The sequence below is a fragment of the Streptomyces sp. M41 genome, assembly GCF_043673425.1.
Lineage (GTDB): Bacteria > Actinomycetota > Actinomycetes > Streptomycetales > Streptomycetaceae > Streptomyces.
Genome location: NZ_JBIMKE010000001.1, coordinates 139,591 through 154,744 on the forward strand (window position 1 = coordinate 139,591; position 15,154 = coordinate 154,744).

13 protein-coding genes and 3 pseudogenes are annotated in these 15,154 nt (G+C 70.3%); 13 read left to right on the forward strand and 3 right to left on the reverse strand.

Going from position 1 to position 15,154, the window contains the following annotated elements:
• Window positions 1–237 precede the first annotated feature (237 nt).
• The 10 genes and pseudogenes from ACHBTE_RS00665 (at window position 238) to ACHBTE_RS00710 (ending at window position 7,050) form a co-directional block, all read left to right on the forward strand.
• Window positions 238–693: a hypothetical protein gene (locus ACHBTE_RS00665; protein ID WP_394721238.1), complete on the forward strand. Its 456-nt coding sequence runs from the start codon at window positions 238–240 to the stop codon at window positions 691–693.
• Window positions 684–1,022 carry a hypothetical protein gene (locus ACHBTE_RS00670; RefSeq protein ID WP_394721239.1) on the forward strand — a complete coding sequence of 113 codons (339 nt, stop codon included), beginning with the start codon at window positions 684–686 and terminating at the stop codon, window positions 1,020–1,022. Before ACHBTE_RS00665 ends, ACHBTE_RS00670 begins: the two co-directional genes overlap by 10 nt.
• A pseudogene (locus ACHBTE_RS00675) lies at window positions 998–1,501 on the forward strand (ABC transporter ATP-binding protein); the annotation flags it as partial. The gene ACHBTE_RS00670 and the pseudogene ACHBTE_RS00675, both read left to right, overlap by 25 nt.
• A 45-nt stretch (window positions 1,502–1,546) precedes the next feature.
• Window positions 1,547–1,903 (forward strand): annotated as a pseudogene (locus ACHBTE_RS00680) (metal ABC transporter solute-binding protein, Zn/Mn family); the annotation flags it as partial.
• Window positions 1,904–1,923: 20 nt separating this feature from the next.
• Window positions 1,924–2,781: a metal ABC transporter ATP-binding protein gene (locus tag ACHBTE_RS00685; protein WP_394721240.1), complete on the forward strand. Its 858-nt coding sequence runs from the start codon at window positions 1,924–1,926 to the stop codon at window positions 2,779–2,781.
• Window positions 2,778–3,659: a metal ABC transporter permease gene (locus ACHBTE_RS00690; RefSeq protein ID WP_394721241.1), complete on the forward strand. Its 882-nt coding sequence runs from the start codon at window positions 2,778–2,780 to the stop codon at window positions 3,657–3,659. Before ACHBTE_RS00685 ends, ACHBTE_RS00690 begins: the two co-directional genes overlap by 4 nt.
• A 116-nt stretch (window positions 3,660–3,775) precedes the next feature.
• Window positions 3,776–4,123 (forward strand): annotated as a pseudogene (locus tag ACHBTE_RS00695) (transposase); the annotation flags it as partial.
• A 32-nt stretch (window positions 4,124–4,155) separates the two neighbouring features.
• On the forward strand, window positions 4,156–5,448 hold the full coding sequence (locus ACHBTE_RS00700) for an alpha/beta fold hydrolase (protein ID WP_394721242.1): 1,293 nt from the start codon (window positions 4,156–4,158) through the stop codon (window positions 5,446–5,448).
• 130 nt (window positions 5,449–5,578) lie between these two features.
• Window positions 5,579–6,214, forward strand: coding sequence for an MBL fold metallo-hydrolase (locus ACHBTE_RS00705; RefSeq protein WP_394721243.1), 636 nt, complete (start codon window positions 5,579–5,581; stop codon window positions 6,212–6,214).
• Between the two features lie 56 nt (window positions 6,215–6,270).
• Window positions 6,271–7,050 carry an exodeoxyribonuclease III gene (locus tag ACHBTE_RS00710; RefSeq protein ID WP_394721244.1) on the forward strand — a complete coding sequence of 260 codons (780 nt, stop codon included), beginning with the start codon at window positions 6,271–6,273 and terminating at the stop codon, window positions 7,048–7,050.
• An 83-nt stretch (window positions 7,051–7,133) separates the two neighbouring features.
• Here ACHBTE_RS00710 and ACHBTE_RS00715 read toward each other — a convergent pair whose 3' ends face one another.
• Window positions 7,134–8,900 (reverse strand): SGNH/GDSL hydrolase family protein, encoded by a 1,767-nt coding sequence (locus ACHBTE_RS00715; protein WP_394721245.1) that lies wholly within the window; start codon window positions 8,898–8,900, stop codon window positions 7,134–7,136.
• A gap of 294 nt (window positions 8,901–9,194) precedes the next feature.
• Here ACHBTE_RS00715 and ACHBTE_RS00720 point away from each other — a divergent pair, with 294 nt between their 5' ends.
• The gene (locus ACHBTE_RS00720; protein ID WP_394721246.1) at window positions 9,195–9,602 is read left to right on the forward strand and encodes a DUF6278 family protein; all 408 of its coding nucleotides are present in this window, start codon (window positions 9,195–9,197) and stop codon (window positions 9,600–9,602) included.
• Between the two features lie 149 nt (window positions 9,603–9,751).
• Entirely contained in the window at window positions 9,752–10,495 is a 744-nt protein-coding gene (locus ACHBTE_RS00725) for an amino acid ABC transporter ATP-binding protein (protein WP_394721247.1), read from the forward strand.
• 225 nt (window positions 10,496–10,720) lie between these two features.
• Here ACHBTE_RS00725 and ACHBTE_RS00730 read toward each other — a convergent pair whose 3' ends face one another.
• Both ACHBTE_RS00730 and ACHBTE_RS00735 read right to left on the reverse strand, forming a co-directional pair.
• The gene (locus ACHBTE_RS00730) at window positions 10,721–12,286 is read right to left on the reverse strand and encodes a CocE/NonD family hydrolase (RefSeq protein WP_394721248.1); all 1,566 of its coding nucleotides are present in this window, start codon (window positions 12,284–12,286) and stop codon (window positions 10,721–10,723) included.
• A gap of 115 nt (window positions 12,287–12,401) precedes the next feature.
• Complete coding sequence (locus ACHBTE_RS00735) at window positions 12,402–13,160, reverse strand: hypothetical protein (RefSeq protein ID WP_394721249.1); 759 nt, start codon at window positions 13,158–13,160, stop codon at window positions 12,402–12,404.
• A gap of 189 nt (window positions 13,161–13,349) precedes the next feature.
• Between ACHBTE_RS00735 and ggt the strand changes: the two genes are divergently transcribed.
• Window positions 13,350–15,146 (forward strand): gamma-glutamyltransferase, encoded by a 1,797-nt coding sequence (gene ggt / locus ACHBTE_RS00740; RefSeq protein WP_394721250.1) that lies wholly within the window; start codon window positions 13,350–13,352, stop codon window positions 15,144–15,146.
• Window positions 15,147–15,154 lie beyond the last annotated feature (8 nt).

A 15,154-nucleotide genomic window follows, 5' to 3' on the forward strand; every position in this document is an offset into this window, starting at 1 on the left:
CACGGCGTGGGCTCGGTCAGGGGAGCTGCGGTCACCTGGTGTCCGAATTCGTCGATCGGGCGTCAGTGCTGGCCGAGTTGGCGCTCGCGACCCCACGCCCGGGCAAGGGTCAACTGATAACGACAACGGTTTTCTCGGCGAGTCTGGCGATGGTGAGACCGACAGCCGACCCCTTCGGCCCCGCCTTGATGGGATCACCGATTTCGTAGGTGACGTTTCCTTCGTGGACGTGCGGCCGTGTGGTCGACCGTCAAGTTGTTCCTGGCACTGCGACCGCGGGCCTGGGTGGAGACAGCCGGCCTCGTCGTGCTGATGCTGCTCATCACCGCGACCTATGTCGGCCAGGGACTGCTGATCGCGGATCTGCTGTCCGAGGTGTTCTCCTCGACCGAGACGGGCGACCTGCTCGCGCCCCTGGCCACTATCGCCGTGCTGCAGCCGGCGCGAATCGGCCTCATCGTCCTGAAGGACACATGGGCGCCCCGGGTGTACGCGCGGGTCGAGGAGGCGGTGCGGGAACGCATCACGCTGAAGCTGATGGGGATCGGGCCCGGCCAGGCACAGCGGATGCGGACCGGCGATCTGCAGTCGACGCTCGTGGACTCCGTCGAACTGCTCGACCCTCTGGTGGGCCGGTCCGTGCCCACGCCGTGGCCTCCGTCCTGGGCTCCTGCTTCGCCTCGGTGTACGTGATATCCGTCGACCCGGCGGTGGGCCTGGTGGTACTCGCGTGTGCCCTGCTGGCACCCCCGTCCCAGATGGCCGGGGCAAAGTGGATCAAGGAGCGCGGTGACCGCTGGATGGTGTCCTACCGCGGCCTCTACGCGGAGAGCCTGGACGCCGCGCAGGGGATGGCGACGCTCAAGGCGTTCAACGCCAGTGGACGGCGCGGCCGGGAAATGGCCGAGCGCGGCGAGGCGTTCTGCCGGGACTCCATCCGGCTGATGGTGGCGTGGTGCGCGTCCTCCAGCGTCGGCCAGCTCCTGGTGCCGATCGGTACGGCGGCCGCTTCGACGCGTTGACCGAGCACGATCGGCGGATCGTCGACGCGGCCCTGGAGCGGACCGACATCACCGGCAAGCAGTACCAGAGTTGGCACACCCTCTCCGGAGGGGAGAAGCAGCGCGCCCAACTCGCGCGCGCCCTGGCCCAGGAACCGCAGGAGATCCTGCTCGACGAACCCACCAACCACCTCGACATACGCCATCAGCTCGAACTCCTCGATCTGCTGCGCTCACTGGAGGTCACCTGTGTCGTCGCCCTGCACGACCTCAACCTCGCCGCCCGGTGCTGCGACCACATCGTCGTCCTCGACCACGGACAGGTCGCGGCAGCGGGCGCTCCGGAGGCCGTGCTGACCTCGGACCTGATCAAGTCGGTCTACGGCGTCGACGTCCTCGTCGACCGCGAACACACCACCGGCACCCTCCGCATCACCTACCTGGCCGCCACCGCAACAAGTGCGCCTGCCACGAGGGAGATGCAACTCCATCCCCAGTAGGGGGTCGCGAATTCCATGGAATGTGTTTCGTAATTCGCAGTGAAAAAGTCCGAACACGACGGCGAAGCGGTGGCCATCACCGAGCCGGTGCCGCTCTACATGACCGAGGCCGCCGGTCTGGTGAACAAGACGCCTGAGGAGTTCAGCGAGGCCATCGAGGAGGGCGACGACGTCCCGGCGAGGACGATGCAGGAGACGCTGGCCCTGTTCTCCGACCAGCAGGTCGAGGCGCTCATCTACAACGAGCAGACCTCCGGCCCGCAGACCGAGCAGGTCCAGCAGGCGGCGAAGTCGGCCGGGATCCCCGTCGTGCCCGTGACCGAGACCCTGCCCGGCGGCGAGGACTATGTCAGCTGGATGACCGCCAACCTCGACGCGCTCTCCAGCGCACTGTCCAACTGAGGCGGCAGACGGTGACCGCCGTGCCCCCAGCCCGCGACAGCGTGACCGACTCCTTCGACACCGGAGCCCCGGTGATCAGTCTGCGCGGGGCGGCCCTCTCCTACGGCGCGCGCGTGCTGTGGCGGAACCTCGATCTCGACGTGTGGCCCGGCGAGTTCCTGGCCGTGCTCGGCCCCAACGGCTCGGGCAAGACCAGCTTCGTACGCGCGCTGCTGGGGCAACGGCAGCTGACCGAAGGCACGTTGACGGTGCTGGGCCGCCCGCCCCGTCGCGGCAACCGCCGAATCGCCTACGTACCGCAGCAGGCGACGCTGCCCGAGCAAGCGATGCTGCGTGCCCGGGACCTGGTCCGCTTCGGCATCGACGGTCATGGCTTCGGCCCTCGCCTGCGCACTGGGGCAGCACGCCGCCGGGTGGACGAGACCCTCGCGGCGGTGGGCGCCGCCGAGTACGCGGACGTCCCAGTGGGCCTGCTCTCCGGCGGCGAACGGCAGCGCGTCCGCATCGGGCAGGCACTCGCCACCGACCCCGGGATCCTGCTCTGCGACGAGCCGCTGCTCTCCCTCGACCCGCACCATCAACGGGCCGTCACGGAACTGGTCGACGCCCGGCGCCACTCCCACGGCACGGCGGTGGTCTTCGTGACCCACGAGATCAACCCCGTGCTGGGCCTGGTGGACCGCGTTCTCTACCTCGCCCGCGGCAGCCACCGCATCGGCACGCCGGACGAGGTCCTCACCTCCGCGGCGCTGTCCCGGCTGTACGGCACACAGGTCGATGTCATCCGTGTCCGGGGCCGTATCACGGTGTTGGGCGCGCCCGACGAGGCGGCCGAGACGACGCACCACGCCGAACCACCGCACGGAGTACGGCCATGACCATCGCCGACGGGATCTGGCAGGAGATCTTCAACTTTGACAACTACGGCGAACTGCTCACCCTGGTCCGCAACTCCCTCATCGCCGGCATCGCGCTCGGCCTGGTCGGCGGCCTCGTCGGGGTCTTCGTCATCATGCGCGACCTGCCTTTCGCCGTGCACGGCATCAGCGAGCTGTCGTTCGCGGGTGCCTCCGGCGCACTGCTGCTCGGCGCGAACATCGTGGCCGGCTCGATCGTCGGCTCGCTCATCGCGGCCGGGGCGATCGGAGTACTCGGCGCGCGAGCCCGGGACCGCAACTCGGTGATCGGCACGCTCATGCCGTTTGGACTCGGCCTCGGCGTGCTCTTCCTCGCCCTGTACGAGGGCCGGGCGGCGAACAAGTTCGGCCTGCTCACCGGACAGATCGTCGCCGTCGACACCCCGCAGATGTCGTGGCTGCTCGGCACGGCGGCCTTCGTGCTCGTGGCGCTCGCGGTCGTGTGGCGACCGCTCGCCTTCGCCAGTGCCGACCCTGACGTGGCCGAGGCCCGGGGTGTGCCGGTACGTGGACTGTCGTTCGCTTTCATGATCGTGCTGGGCCTCGCGGTCGCGCTGTCCGTGCAGATCGTCGGGGCGCTGCTCGTCCTCACACTCCTGGTGACGCCCGCCGCCGCGGCCGCCCGGATCACCGCCTCGCCGGTGCTGCTGCCCGTCCTCAGCGTGGTGTTCGCGCTGGCCTCCATCGAGGGCGGCATCCTGCTGACCCTCGGCAGCAGCATCCCCATCAGCCCCTACGTCACCACGATCTCTTTCGCGATCTACCTCGTGTGCCGGTTGGTCGGCAACTACCGGACCCGGCAATGGGGAGCCGGCCGAACCCTTCCGGGGACTGGCTGACCAAGCGAACCGAGGCGATGCTGACCTACGTCCCGAACTTCCGCACCCGTACCGTGTCGAGCTCCGGGATCCGAAGGGGACGTGCAACAACAGGTCCTGGCCCCGGTGGGCGGGTGGTCGGTCCGGAGACGGCCGTCGCCTTGCTGATCACCGTGGGGGACAACCCGGAACGCCTGGACAGTGAGGCGTCCTTCGCAGCCCTGTGCGGGGTCAGTCCAGTCGAGCGTTCCTCGGGACGTCGGCAGTACCGTCGCCTCAACCGCGGCGGCGACCGTCAAGCCAATGCCGCGCTCCATCGCATCGTGCTCACCCGGCCGCGGGTCGACCCGCGCACCCAGGGCTACTACGAGCGCCGCATCAAGGAAGGCAAGACTCGGCGCGAAATCGTCCGTTGCCTCAAACGCTACGCTGCCCGGGAGGTCTTCCACCTGGTTGAACAGATACACCTAGGACCCCGCTCATAGGGGCTGTCGTGACAGATGAGAGGGTCGGGCGGGTGAGTGAGACACCGACGAACACCCTGCAATACCGCTTTGACGGGCCAGAAGACGCCCCGGTCCTGATCCTCGGTCCCTCACTGGGTACCACATGGCACATGTGGGACCGGCAGATTCCGGAGCTGACGCAGCAGTGGCGGGTCTTCCGGTTCGATCTGCCCGGGCACGGCGGCGCCCCCGCGTACCCGGCGGGCTCGGTCGGTGACCTCGCCGAACGGCTGCTCGCCACCCTCGACGGCCTGGGCGTGCAGCGCTTCGGCTACGCGGGCTGCGCGCTCGGCGGCGCCCTCGGTATCGAGCTCGCCCTGCGGTACCCCGAGCGCATCGCCTCGCTCGCTCTGATCGCCGCCTCGCCGCGCTTCGGCACGGCCGACGAGTTCCGGCAGCGGGGTGTGATCGTGCGTACGAACGGCCTCGACCCCATCGCCCGCACCTCGCCCGACCGCTGGTTCACCACCGGCTTCGCCGCCGCGCAGCCCGCCATCACCGAGTGGGCCGTGCAGATGGTGCGCACCACCGACCCCGGCTGCTACATCGCCGCCTGCGAGGCGCTCGCCTCCTTCGACGTACGGCCCCGGCTCGCCGGCGTCGCCGTGCCCACCCTCGTCCTCGTCGGGTCGGACGACCAGGTCACCGGCCCCGCGGAGGCCCGCACCCTGGTCGCCGGCATACCGGACGCCCGTCTCGCGGTCGTGCCCGGCGCCTCGCACCTCGTTCCGGTCGAGCAGCCCGCCGCCGTCACCGACCTGCTGGTCCGGCACTTCTCCACCGCCTGGCAGACCGGCTTCGACGCCACCGGCCAGATCGCCATCCCGGCCGTCCCCGTCAAGCCGGTCCTGGCCGCGACGCCGCAGCCCGCGCCGGTCGCCGCGATAGCGCCCGCCGTCGTGGTGGCGCAGCCGACGGGGCGGCCGGACCCGTACGACGCCGGGATCAAGGTCCGGCGCGAAGTGCTTGGCGACGCGCATGTCGACGGGGAGCTGGCGCAGGCGGACGAGTTCTCCGGGGACTTCCAGGAGTTCATCACGCGCTATGCCTGGGGCGAGATCTGGGACAGACCCGGCCTCGACCGGCGCTCCCGCAGCTGCGTCAGCCTCACCGCCCTGGTCGCGGGCGGTCACCTGGACGAACTGGCCTTCCACACCCGTGCCGCCCTGCGCAACGGCCTCACCCCGGACGAGATCAAGGAAGTGCTGCTCCAGGTGGCCGTCTACTGCGGTGCCCCGGCGGCGAACAGCGCGTTCAAGGTGGCCCAGCAGGTCATCCGGGAGGAGACCACTCCCCAGGAGTGAGCCCCCGGCACGCGCCGAGGACCGGCGCGCAGCCAGGGCCGGCACGCAGCCATGGCGCCGGCACGCCGTGCAGGACCGGCACAGCGCGCAGGACCAAGCACCCGCGACTGGCCCGCGTAAGGATGGACTCATGAAGCTCACGAAGATGGCGCACGCCTGCGTCCGGCTGGAGAAGGACGGCCGGACGCTCGTTCTCGACCCCGGAGGGTTCAGCGAGCAGGACGCGGCCGTCGGCGCGGATGCGATCCTCGTCACGCACGAGCATCCCGACCACTTCGACGAGCCGCGCCTGCGCGCGGCCATGGAGGGCAATCCGGCCGCGGAGATCTGGACCCTGAAGTCGGTGGCGGAGCAGATCTCGTCCGCCTTCCCGGGCCGCGTGCACACCGTCGGCCACGGGGACACCTTCACCGCCGCCGGGTTCGACGTCCAGGTCCACGGTGAGCTGCACGCCGTCATCCACCCCGACATCCCGCGCATCACCAACGTCGGCTACCTCTTGGACGAGGGCAGGGTGTTCCACCCCGGCGACGCCCTGACCGTCCCCGACCACCCGGTGCAGACGCTGATGCTCCCCGTCATGGCTCCCTGGAACAAGATCTCCGAGGTCATCGACTACGTCCGTGAGGTACGGCCGCAGCGTGCCTACGACATTCACGACGCCCTCCTCACCGACCTGGCCCGCCCGATCTACGACCGTCAGATCGGCGGCCTGGGCGGCTCGGAGCATCTGCGCCTGACGCCGGGGCACTCGGCGCAGGTGTGAGCGGGCCCACCCCGGCCGGGGCCGCGTTGTCAGTCCCGGCCGGTAGGTTGTGAGACATGCGCATCGCGACCTGGAACGTGAACTCGATCACCGCCCGCCTGCCGAGGCTCCTCGCCTGGCTGGAGAGCAGCGGCACCGATGTGCTGTGCCTCCAGGAGGCCAAGGTCGCCGAGGAGCAGTTCCCGTTCGATCCCCTGCGCGACCTCGGCTACGAGGCGGCGGTCCACGCCACCGGCCGGTGGAACGGCGTGGCGGTGCTCTCCCGCGTAGGGCTCAAGGAGGTCGTCAAGGGCCTCCCCGGCGACCCCGGCTACGACGGCGCCGTGGAGCCCCGCGCCATCTCCGCGACCTGCGGCCCGCTCCGCGTCTGGTCGGTCTATGTGCCGAACGGCCGTGAGGTGGACCACCCCCACTACGCCTACAAGCTCCAGTGGTTCGAGGCCCTCAAGGCGGCCGTCGTCGGCGACGCGGGCGGAAGCCGCCCCTTCGCGGTGATGGGTGACTACAACGTGGCGCCGACGGACGACGACGTCTACGACGTGGCCGCCTTCGAGGGCCTCACCCATGTCACCACCGCCGAGCGCGCCGCCCTCGCCGAGCTGCGCGAGTCGGGCCTGACCGACGTGGTCCCGCGCCCCCTCAAGTACGACCAGCCGTTCACGTACTGGGACTACCGCCAGCTCTGCTTCCCCAAGAACCGAGGCATGCGCATCGACCTGGTGTACGGCAACGAGCCGTTCGCCAAGGCCGTCACCGATTCCTACGTGGACCGCGAGGAGCGCAAGGGCAAGGGCGCGTCGGACCACGCCCCGGTCGTGGTCGACCTGGACATCTAGACCCCGGGCACCCTTTCAGCCCGCCCCCACAGCCCGCCCGAGCCCGGACGCCGGGCCCGAGGGCGGCCCGGCGCGCGGCACCGTCACGGCACCAGCGCCCGCAGATCCACCGACCGGGCCATCGCGGCGAGGCCGGCATCGCCGGGATGCAGATGGTCCCCGCTGTCGTACGCGGCCAGCATCCGGGACGGCCGCGCGGGATCCCGTACCACCGCGTCGAAGTCGAGCACGCCGTCGAATCCGGCGCCGGAGCGGATCCACTGGTTCACCTTGATCCGCTCGGCGTCGACCGGGGCGGTGCACCGCGCCTCGCCCTCGCACGGCAGGATCGTCGCCGCCAGCATCCGCAGCCCCCGCGCATGCCCACGTTCGGCGATCTCACGCAGCCCGGCGATCACCTGTTCCGCGGTCGTGCCCCAGCGCACATCGTTCACGCCCTCGAACACCACGGCCGTACGCGCCGACGTCTGAGCCAGTACATCCCGGTCGAACCGGTACAGGGCGCTCACTCCGGCGGTATCCGTGGAGACCCCGTCGCCGGGGTAGCGGTCGGAGACCACACGGTTTCCGGAGATCCCCTGGTTGAGCACGCCATAGCGCGGGACCACACTCTGACCCAACAGCCGTGTGGCCAGCACATTGGGCCATCGCCGGTTGGCATCCACCGTGGACTTGTCGCCGTCCGTGATCGAGTCTCCCAGCAGCACCACGGACCCCGGCCCACCGCCGACGTCGACGCCCGTCAGCAGCGGCCAGCTGGTCAGGACCGTGGGATAGCCCGAGGCGTCGCTGTCCGCCGTGTGGTCGCCGGGTGCGCTCACATACGACCGCTGGTGGGCGAGCCGGTGCACCGGTGCCGCCGGCACGGTCCCGGGCAGATGGAAGCTGACCAGCAGATTGGTGTCCTGCGGCACCGTGAAGGAGAGAGGATCGCTGTAAGCCTGAGTCCCCGCCGGGATCTCGACGCCCGCCGCGCCCTTGAAGGTCACCCGGACCGGCGTGCCGCGCGCCGCCGCGCCCGCCGCCTGCACCGCCACGGTGGCGCCGCCGAGCCGTACCGGCGCCGCCGCGAAGGTGTTGTCGAACCGCAGCCGCACCCGGGGCCCGCCCACCGAGGTGTGCACCACCAGGCGCAACGTCCGGTCGGTCCACGGCCCCACGGTCGGATAGCCGCCGGTCGCGGTCGCCCAGCTTCCGGTCCAGCCCGTGGCGGCGGGCCGTACCGCCACCGCGAACACATGCAGCCCGCGGTCGTTCGGCAGCCGCACGGCGGTCACGGTGCGTCCCGCGAGGACCGGCACCGTCATGACGTACAGCCGTGGACGCCCGGCGAGTTGACCGTCGGGCGTGTTGACGTGCGGCAGGGCCACCGCCTTCGTCGCGAGCGGCCCGGTGCGCCAGTCGGGGGCGGCCAGGTGGTAGGCGGAGCGGCTGCCGTCGGCGTAGAAGACCGTCCCCGGGCCGCCGGCGGCGGTGCCCGAGGTCCCCGCCGCCAGGAAGGCCAGGGCGTCGCCGCGGCCTCGCACCCGGACGTCCTGTCCGGCGGCGACGACGTTGTTCGGCAGGCCCGGCCGGCGCTTCGGCCAGGTCAGCCGGGCGCCCTGCACGGTGAGCGGGTGGCCCGGCGTCCAGCCCGCCGCCGCGAGGTCCTGCGCCGACAGTGAGGCGCCCGACCCGTCGAAGTTGCCCTCGCCGGGCCGGGCGTCGTCACTGACGGCCGTGTTGTCGAAGAGCCGCTCCAGCGGGAGCGGCTCGGCTCTGCGCGCGCCGGCAGCCTGTGCGGAGACCTCCGGTACCAGGACCGCGAAGAGGGTGAGGACGACCGCGGAACTCCACACACGTCGGCGCAACTGCGACTCCTCCCACTCACGACCATTCACGATCTCTCACGGCCGTTCATGACCGTTCGCGATCACTCAGGACTGTGTATGACTGCACATGACAAGTTCGGTGAGGCGCACGGATGGACCTACGCACGACGTGTGCGGGACAGAGGTCCGGACGAGACGCGAGACGCACCGTGAAGTTAGAGAGACACCCGTGACCCGTCAACGAGCCATGCCCGAACTCGGCGTGAACTCGACCGGAATCGGCGGCCCGCGCGCCTGTGGTGCGTTCGGCCGTGCGAATGACACGCTGAGGGTATGAAGATCCCTTTTCTGGGCCATCGACCCGAGAAGCGCGGGGCCCCCGACCCCGAGGGCCTCGCCGAACTCCTTGCCGAATGTGAGCTCCTGCGCTCCCACGCGTCCCGTGCGGGGGTGCAACTCGACGACACCGCGGCATCCTTGGAGGCGCTCGACCAGCTGGTTCCGGGCTGGCGGGACGACGAGGAGATCCTGCCGTGGCTGGGCAACGACGCCGGTCTGTATCTCGGCACGGTCATCGTGCGCACCGTTCCCGGGGCGGCGTGGCAGATCCGGCCGGACGGCCAGCCGGTCGTCCGGCTCGCCTCCGGCCGTGAGTTCGATGTCGTGGCCTCGGGGCAGGAGTGGGCCAGGAGCGGAGTCCCCGAGCTGTCGCAGTCGTACGCGGAAGTCGCCGAGGCGTGAGCCGTTCAGGGGCCCCACAGGGAGTGATGTCGCATAAAAGCGACGTAAATACGGCTTATGCCCGAAAAGTGCGTGTCGCGTATTAAGTCCACCCTTGCCTGGATAGTTTGCGGCCACCGCTACACAGCTGAACATGACTGGGGCTGGGCATGGCTGGCGATCCACTGATCGAGCTGCGCGACGTCAACAAGTACTTCGGGGACCTGCATGTCCTCCAGGACATCGACCTCACCGTGGGCCAGGGGGAGGTGGTCGTGGTCATCGGCCCGTCGGGGTCGGGGAAGTCGACGCTGTGCCGGGCCATCAACCGGCTGGAGACCATCGAGTCCGGCACCATCCTGCTCGAGGGACAGCCGCTGCCCGCCGAGGGCAAGGCGCTCGCGCGGCTGCGCGCCGAAGTCGGCATGGTCTTCCAGTCCTTCAACCTCTTCGCCCACCGGACGGTCCTGCAGAACGTGTCCCTGGGCCAGGTCAAGGTCCGCGGACGCAAGAAGGAGGAAGCGGACCGGCGTTCGCGTGAACTCCTCGAACGCGTCGGCGTGGCCGACCAGGCGGACAAGTACCCGGCGCAGCTCTCCGGCGGGCAGCAGCAGCGGGTGGCGATCGCCCGGGCCCTCGCCATGGAGCCGAAGGTGATGCTGTTCGACGAGCCGACCTCCGCGCTCGACCCCGAGATGATCAATGAGGTCCTGGAGGTGATGCGTCAACTCGCCCGGGACGGCATGACGATGATCGTCGTCACCCATGAGATGGGCTTCGCACGCTCCGCCGCCAATCGCGTCGTGTTCATGGCCGACGGGCGCATCGTCGAGGACCGCACCCCGGAGGAGTTCTTCACCAGCCCCAGGAGCGAGCGCGCCAAGGACTTTCTGTCGAAGATCCTCCACCACTGAGCGGGGAGCACGACCCATGCCGAGCCGAACGGCGTCCGCCACGCCCCGATCCTCGCCGCGAACCACCTCGACTACGATGTTCCGTCCGTCCCCAAGGCCGTGGCGGTGGCCCCGGCCGCGACCAGGGACGCTGCTGCCGGGTGGGGATCCCCCCACGGCCCCTGGAGCCAGGGGCAGCAGGGGGCAGCAGTCATAGAGCCATACCCGCCCGGCGCCGGCCGGAGATCACTGCTCGCGCAGTGGAATCGACACGTACGACGGGTCGTTCGCCGGTGAGGAGAAGGTCAGCCGCGCGCCGGACGGGTTGTGCTCGATGTAGAGCGGGTCGACCGTGTCGACGACCAGGGCGAGCCGGTGCCCTGCCGGGACGTCATAGGCCGTGGAGAACAGCTCCAGGTCGACACCGAACGGCTTTCCGGGCGTGCGTCCGTGGAAGGTGTACGGCGCGTTGCTGACCAGCTTGCCGAGGCCGAGCGGGCCCACGTCGTAGAGGTAGGCGACGAGGGTGCCGCTCTCCTCGGTCGGGGTGACGGTGGTGTGCAACTCGGCCGTGCCGCGCACATGTTGGGCCGTCGGGTACTTCTCCGACTGCCATACGGCCGCCCAGCGTCGGGGTATCAGCGGGATCGAGGCCATCGGGGGCAGCTGGGCCACCTGGTCGAGGATGCTGGACAGGAAGACGACCCCGCCGTCCGCGCCGGAGTTGACGTTCGTGCGGATCGTGGTCGTGCCCCCGAGAGCGATCTTCCGGTCCGTCGCGGCGACCGACTTCCAGTCCGGGTAGCCCTCGTAGCCGCCCGAGGAGCGGGACTTGAGCTGGACGGGCAGCTCGCGGTCGATTCCGTTGTCCTCGCCCTTGAGGTGGTGGTCGAACCAGCGCTCGGTGTTCTTCCACACGTCGTTGGGCAGTCCGAACAGGCCGGTCAGCTCGGCGGTGGCATGGTCGCCGGGCCGCATCTCCAGCCGCTTGGGGCCGGTCAGCTTCTCGTAGAAGTCCGCGTACTGGTTGGGCGGGAAGACCGTGTCACCCCAGGCGTTGGCCATCATGACCGCGGCGCCGCTCCGGTTCAGCTGATCCAGGTAGGTGACGGCCGAACGCTTCTTCCCCCAGTCGATCATGTCCTGTTCCCTGGACAGGTTCGAGGCGTAGAAGTCGTCGAAGATCTGCCGGAGTTCGGCGCTCTGACGGCCGGCGACCACGCTCGCGCCGTCCAACAGCGCGCCGGCCTGGACGTGCTGGGTGCGGCCGGAGTAGATCGAGCCGATGAGGTCGGCCCAGCCGCTGAGGGCGGCGACCGCCCGGACCCGTTTGTCGTGCGCGGCGGTCAGCAGGCTGATGCCGGCCCCGTACGAGACACCGGCCATGCCGATGTGGCCCGAGTCGGCCGGGGTGTTGGCGAGCGCCCAGTCGATCACCTTGGAGGCGTCCGCTATGTCGGGCGGGCCGGCCACTTCTATCTCGCCGCCCGACTGCCAGAACCCGCGCACGTTGTAACTGACCACGATGTAACCGGAGTTCGCGAGCTTCTGCGCCTGGGCGACGTACTCGACCTGCGGCAGGCCCCAGCTCGTGGGCAGCACGAGCAGCGGGTAGCGCCGGGAGCCGTCGGCGCCGGCCGGTGTGATGACGTTCGCCTTGAGTGTGGTGCCGCCGTCACCGGCGATGTCGACGAACCGCACGCTGTTCGGGGCCGCTTGGGCGGTGGGGGCGAGTCCGAAGGCGCCGGCGACCAAAGTCGCGGAGACGGCGCCCACAGCGGTCGTACGCAGGGCCTTGCGTTGGGTTCCCACAGTCACTCCTCACTCGTGTCAATGCAAAGTGACCGAACGGTAACCGGGCCCCCTTACCGCAAGTAACCCGTCGGTAAGTTACGTGCCAGTAACGATTAGTGGAATGTGATGAACCTCAGGAGGCACGGTGGGTATTGCGCGCAGCCGCGGGTATCGGCAGCGGTGCCTGCGCCGTCCGTGTCACGTCCGCCACCAGCTCCACCACATCCGGGCCGTACGCCTGCGAGTTGACCACCTTCAGGAGCAGCACGAAGGAGCTGGTGCCGTGCTTGCGGGTCAACCGCTCGTGATTACGGGCGAGATAGCGGGTGACGGCCTGGTTGGTGATCGAGGTCTGCCCGCAGAAGAGGAAGACGGGGCGCGGGCCCTGGCTCTCGCCGACGGTGAGCCGGGCGAGGAGCGCGTACTCCTCCTTGCCGACCTCCAGCCGGTAGCGCTCCGAGCCGACCTGGAAGGCGCCGCGATCCGGGCCGGGCTCCGCGTCGACGTTCACCCGCACCCCGGGCAGCAACGAGGCGAGGTGCGCCATCATGCGACGGTTCGACGCCGGGCCGCCGACACAGAACTCGGTGCGTTCACCGAAGCCCTGGCGTGCCGCGTCGTGCGGGACGATCTGGGCGTGGGCGTTGCAGTCCTTGATCAGGGCGGCCAGTTCGAGCAGCGCGAACACGTCGTACCGCATCACCGTCAGCTCGGGTCCGCCGGCCCCGCGGTTGACCACCAGCAGCGACTCGGCGTTGTCGGGCAGCCCGAAGAACGCCTGCTTGCGGCGCAGCTTGCGCTTCCACAAGTAGGTCCGGGCCAGCCAGCCGAGTGCGGCGCTGATGCCGGCCGCGACCACGCCCAGGACGATGTTGCGCACGTCGTCATTCATGGCGCGCATGCTAGGCCCTGTCGTCAGATTCCCGCCTGCCGCGCCCGCCCTGCGGGCGGACGACGGGAATCTGACGACAGGGCCTGGCGGGCCGACGCAAACCCGTTCGAGCGGAGCCTGGCGTGGCCGGGCTGACGGGGGCATGCCGATCGAATAGGCTGCGCGAACGGTTCCTGACTGGAGGTGCGAATGCGTCGCCCTGTCGTGCGGAAACTGTCGGTCCTGGCGGTCTCGGCCGCCGTGGTCTCGGTGGGGGCGGCAGCGCCGCCGGGCGCCACCGACACCGTCGAGAAAGTGCCCGTCGCCGTCGGCTACGGAGGCGCGGTGTCGAGCGTCGACGCGGACGCCTCCGCGGCCGGCATCGAGGTGCTGCGCCACGGCGGCAACGCCGTCGACGCCGCCGTGGCGACCGCTGCGGCGCTCGGCGTCACCGAGCCCTACTCCGCGGGTATCGGAGGCGGCGGCTACTTCGTCTACTACGACGCCGCCTCCCGCAGCGTGCGGACCATCGACGGCCGCGAGACCGCGCCGCTGAGCGCCGGCTCCGACCTCTTCATGGAGAACGGCACGGCGATCCCGTTCGCCGAGGCCGTCACCAGCGGCCTGAGCGTCGGCACCCCCGGCACGCCCGCCACCTGGCAGAAGGCGCTGGACACATGGGGGAGCAAACGGCTCGGCAGTCTGCTGAAGCCCGCCGAGCGGCTGGCCCGGGACGGCTTCGTCGTCGACGCCACGTTCCGCGCGCAGACCGCCGCCAACGAGAGCCGGTTCCGCCACTTCCCGGACACCGCCGAGCTGTTCCTGCCGAACGGGGCGCTCCCGGTCGTCGGCTCCACCTTCAAGAACCCCGATCTCGCCCGCACCTACGCCCAGTTGGCCAGGCGCGGCGTCGACGCCCTCTACCGCGGTGACATCGCCGATGACATCGTCGACACGGTCAACAAGCCGCCGGTCGACCCCGCCTCCGGCTGGAACGCCCGCCCCGGCGACCTGTCCGCCAGGGACCTGGCCGGCTACCGGGTCAAGTCCCAGGCGCCCACCAAAGCCTCCTACCGCGGTCTCGGCGTCTACTCCATGGCGCCCTCCTCCTCCGGCGGCACGACGGTCGGGGAGGCCCTCAACATGCTTGAGCGGACGAACCTCTCGAGGGCGAGCAAGGCCCAGTACCTGCACCGCTACATCGAGGCCAGCCGCATCGCCTTCGCCGACCGCGGGCGCTGGGTCGGCGACCCGGCCTTCGAGGACGTACCGACGGCGGGACTGCTCTCGCAGCGGTACGCCGACTCGCGCGCCTGCCTGATCAAGGACGACGCGGTGCTGACGAGCCCGGTCGCGCCCGGTGACCCGCGCGACCCGGCCGCCTGCGACGCCGGCGGTACGGCGGCCCCGACCACGTACGAGGGCGACAGCACGACCCATCTCACGGTCGCCGACAAGTGGGGCAACGTCGTCTCCTACACGCTCACCATCGAGCAGACCGGCGGCAGCGGCATCACCGTCCCGGGCCGCGGGTTCATCCTCAACAACGAGCTCACGGACTTCTCCTTCACCCCCGCGAACCCGGCCGTCCACGACCCCAACCTGCCGGGTCCGGGCAAGCGCCCGCGCTCCTCGATGGCGCCGACGATCGTGCTCGACAAGCACCACAAGCCCGTCGTGGCACTCGGCTCGCCCGGTGGCGCGACCATCATCACCACCGTGCTCCAGACGCTGACCGGCCTCGTCGACCGTGGCCTCCCGCTGGTCGACGCGATCGCCGCACCGCGCGCCAGCCAGCGCAACCAGACCACCACCGAACTCGAACCGGGCCTGTGGAACAGCCCGGTGCGGGCCGAGCTGGAAGCCATCGGACACGCCTTCCGGCAGAACCCCGAGATCGGCGCCGCCACCGGGGTGCAGCGGCTGCCGAACGGAAAGTGGCTGGCGGCGGCCGAGACCGTACGGCGAGGCGGCGGCTCGGCGATGGTCGTACGGCCCGCGTCGTAGCGCCCTGC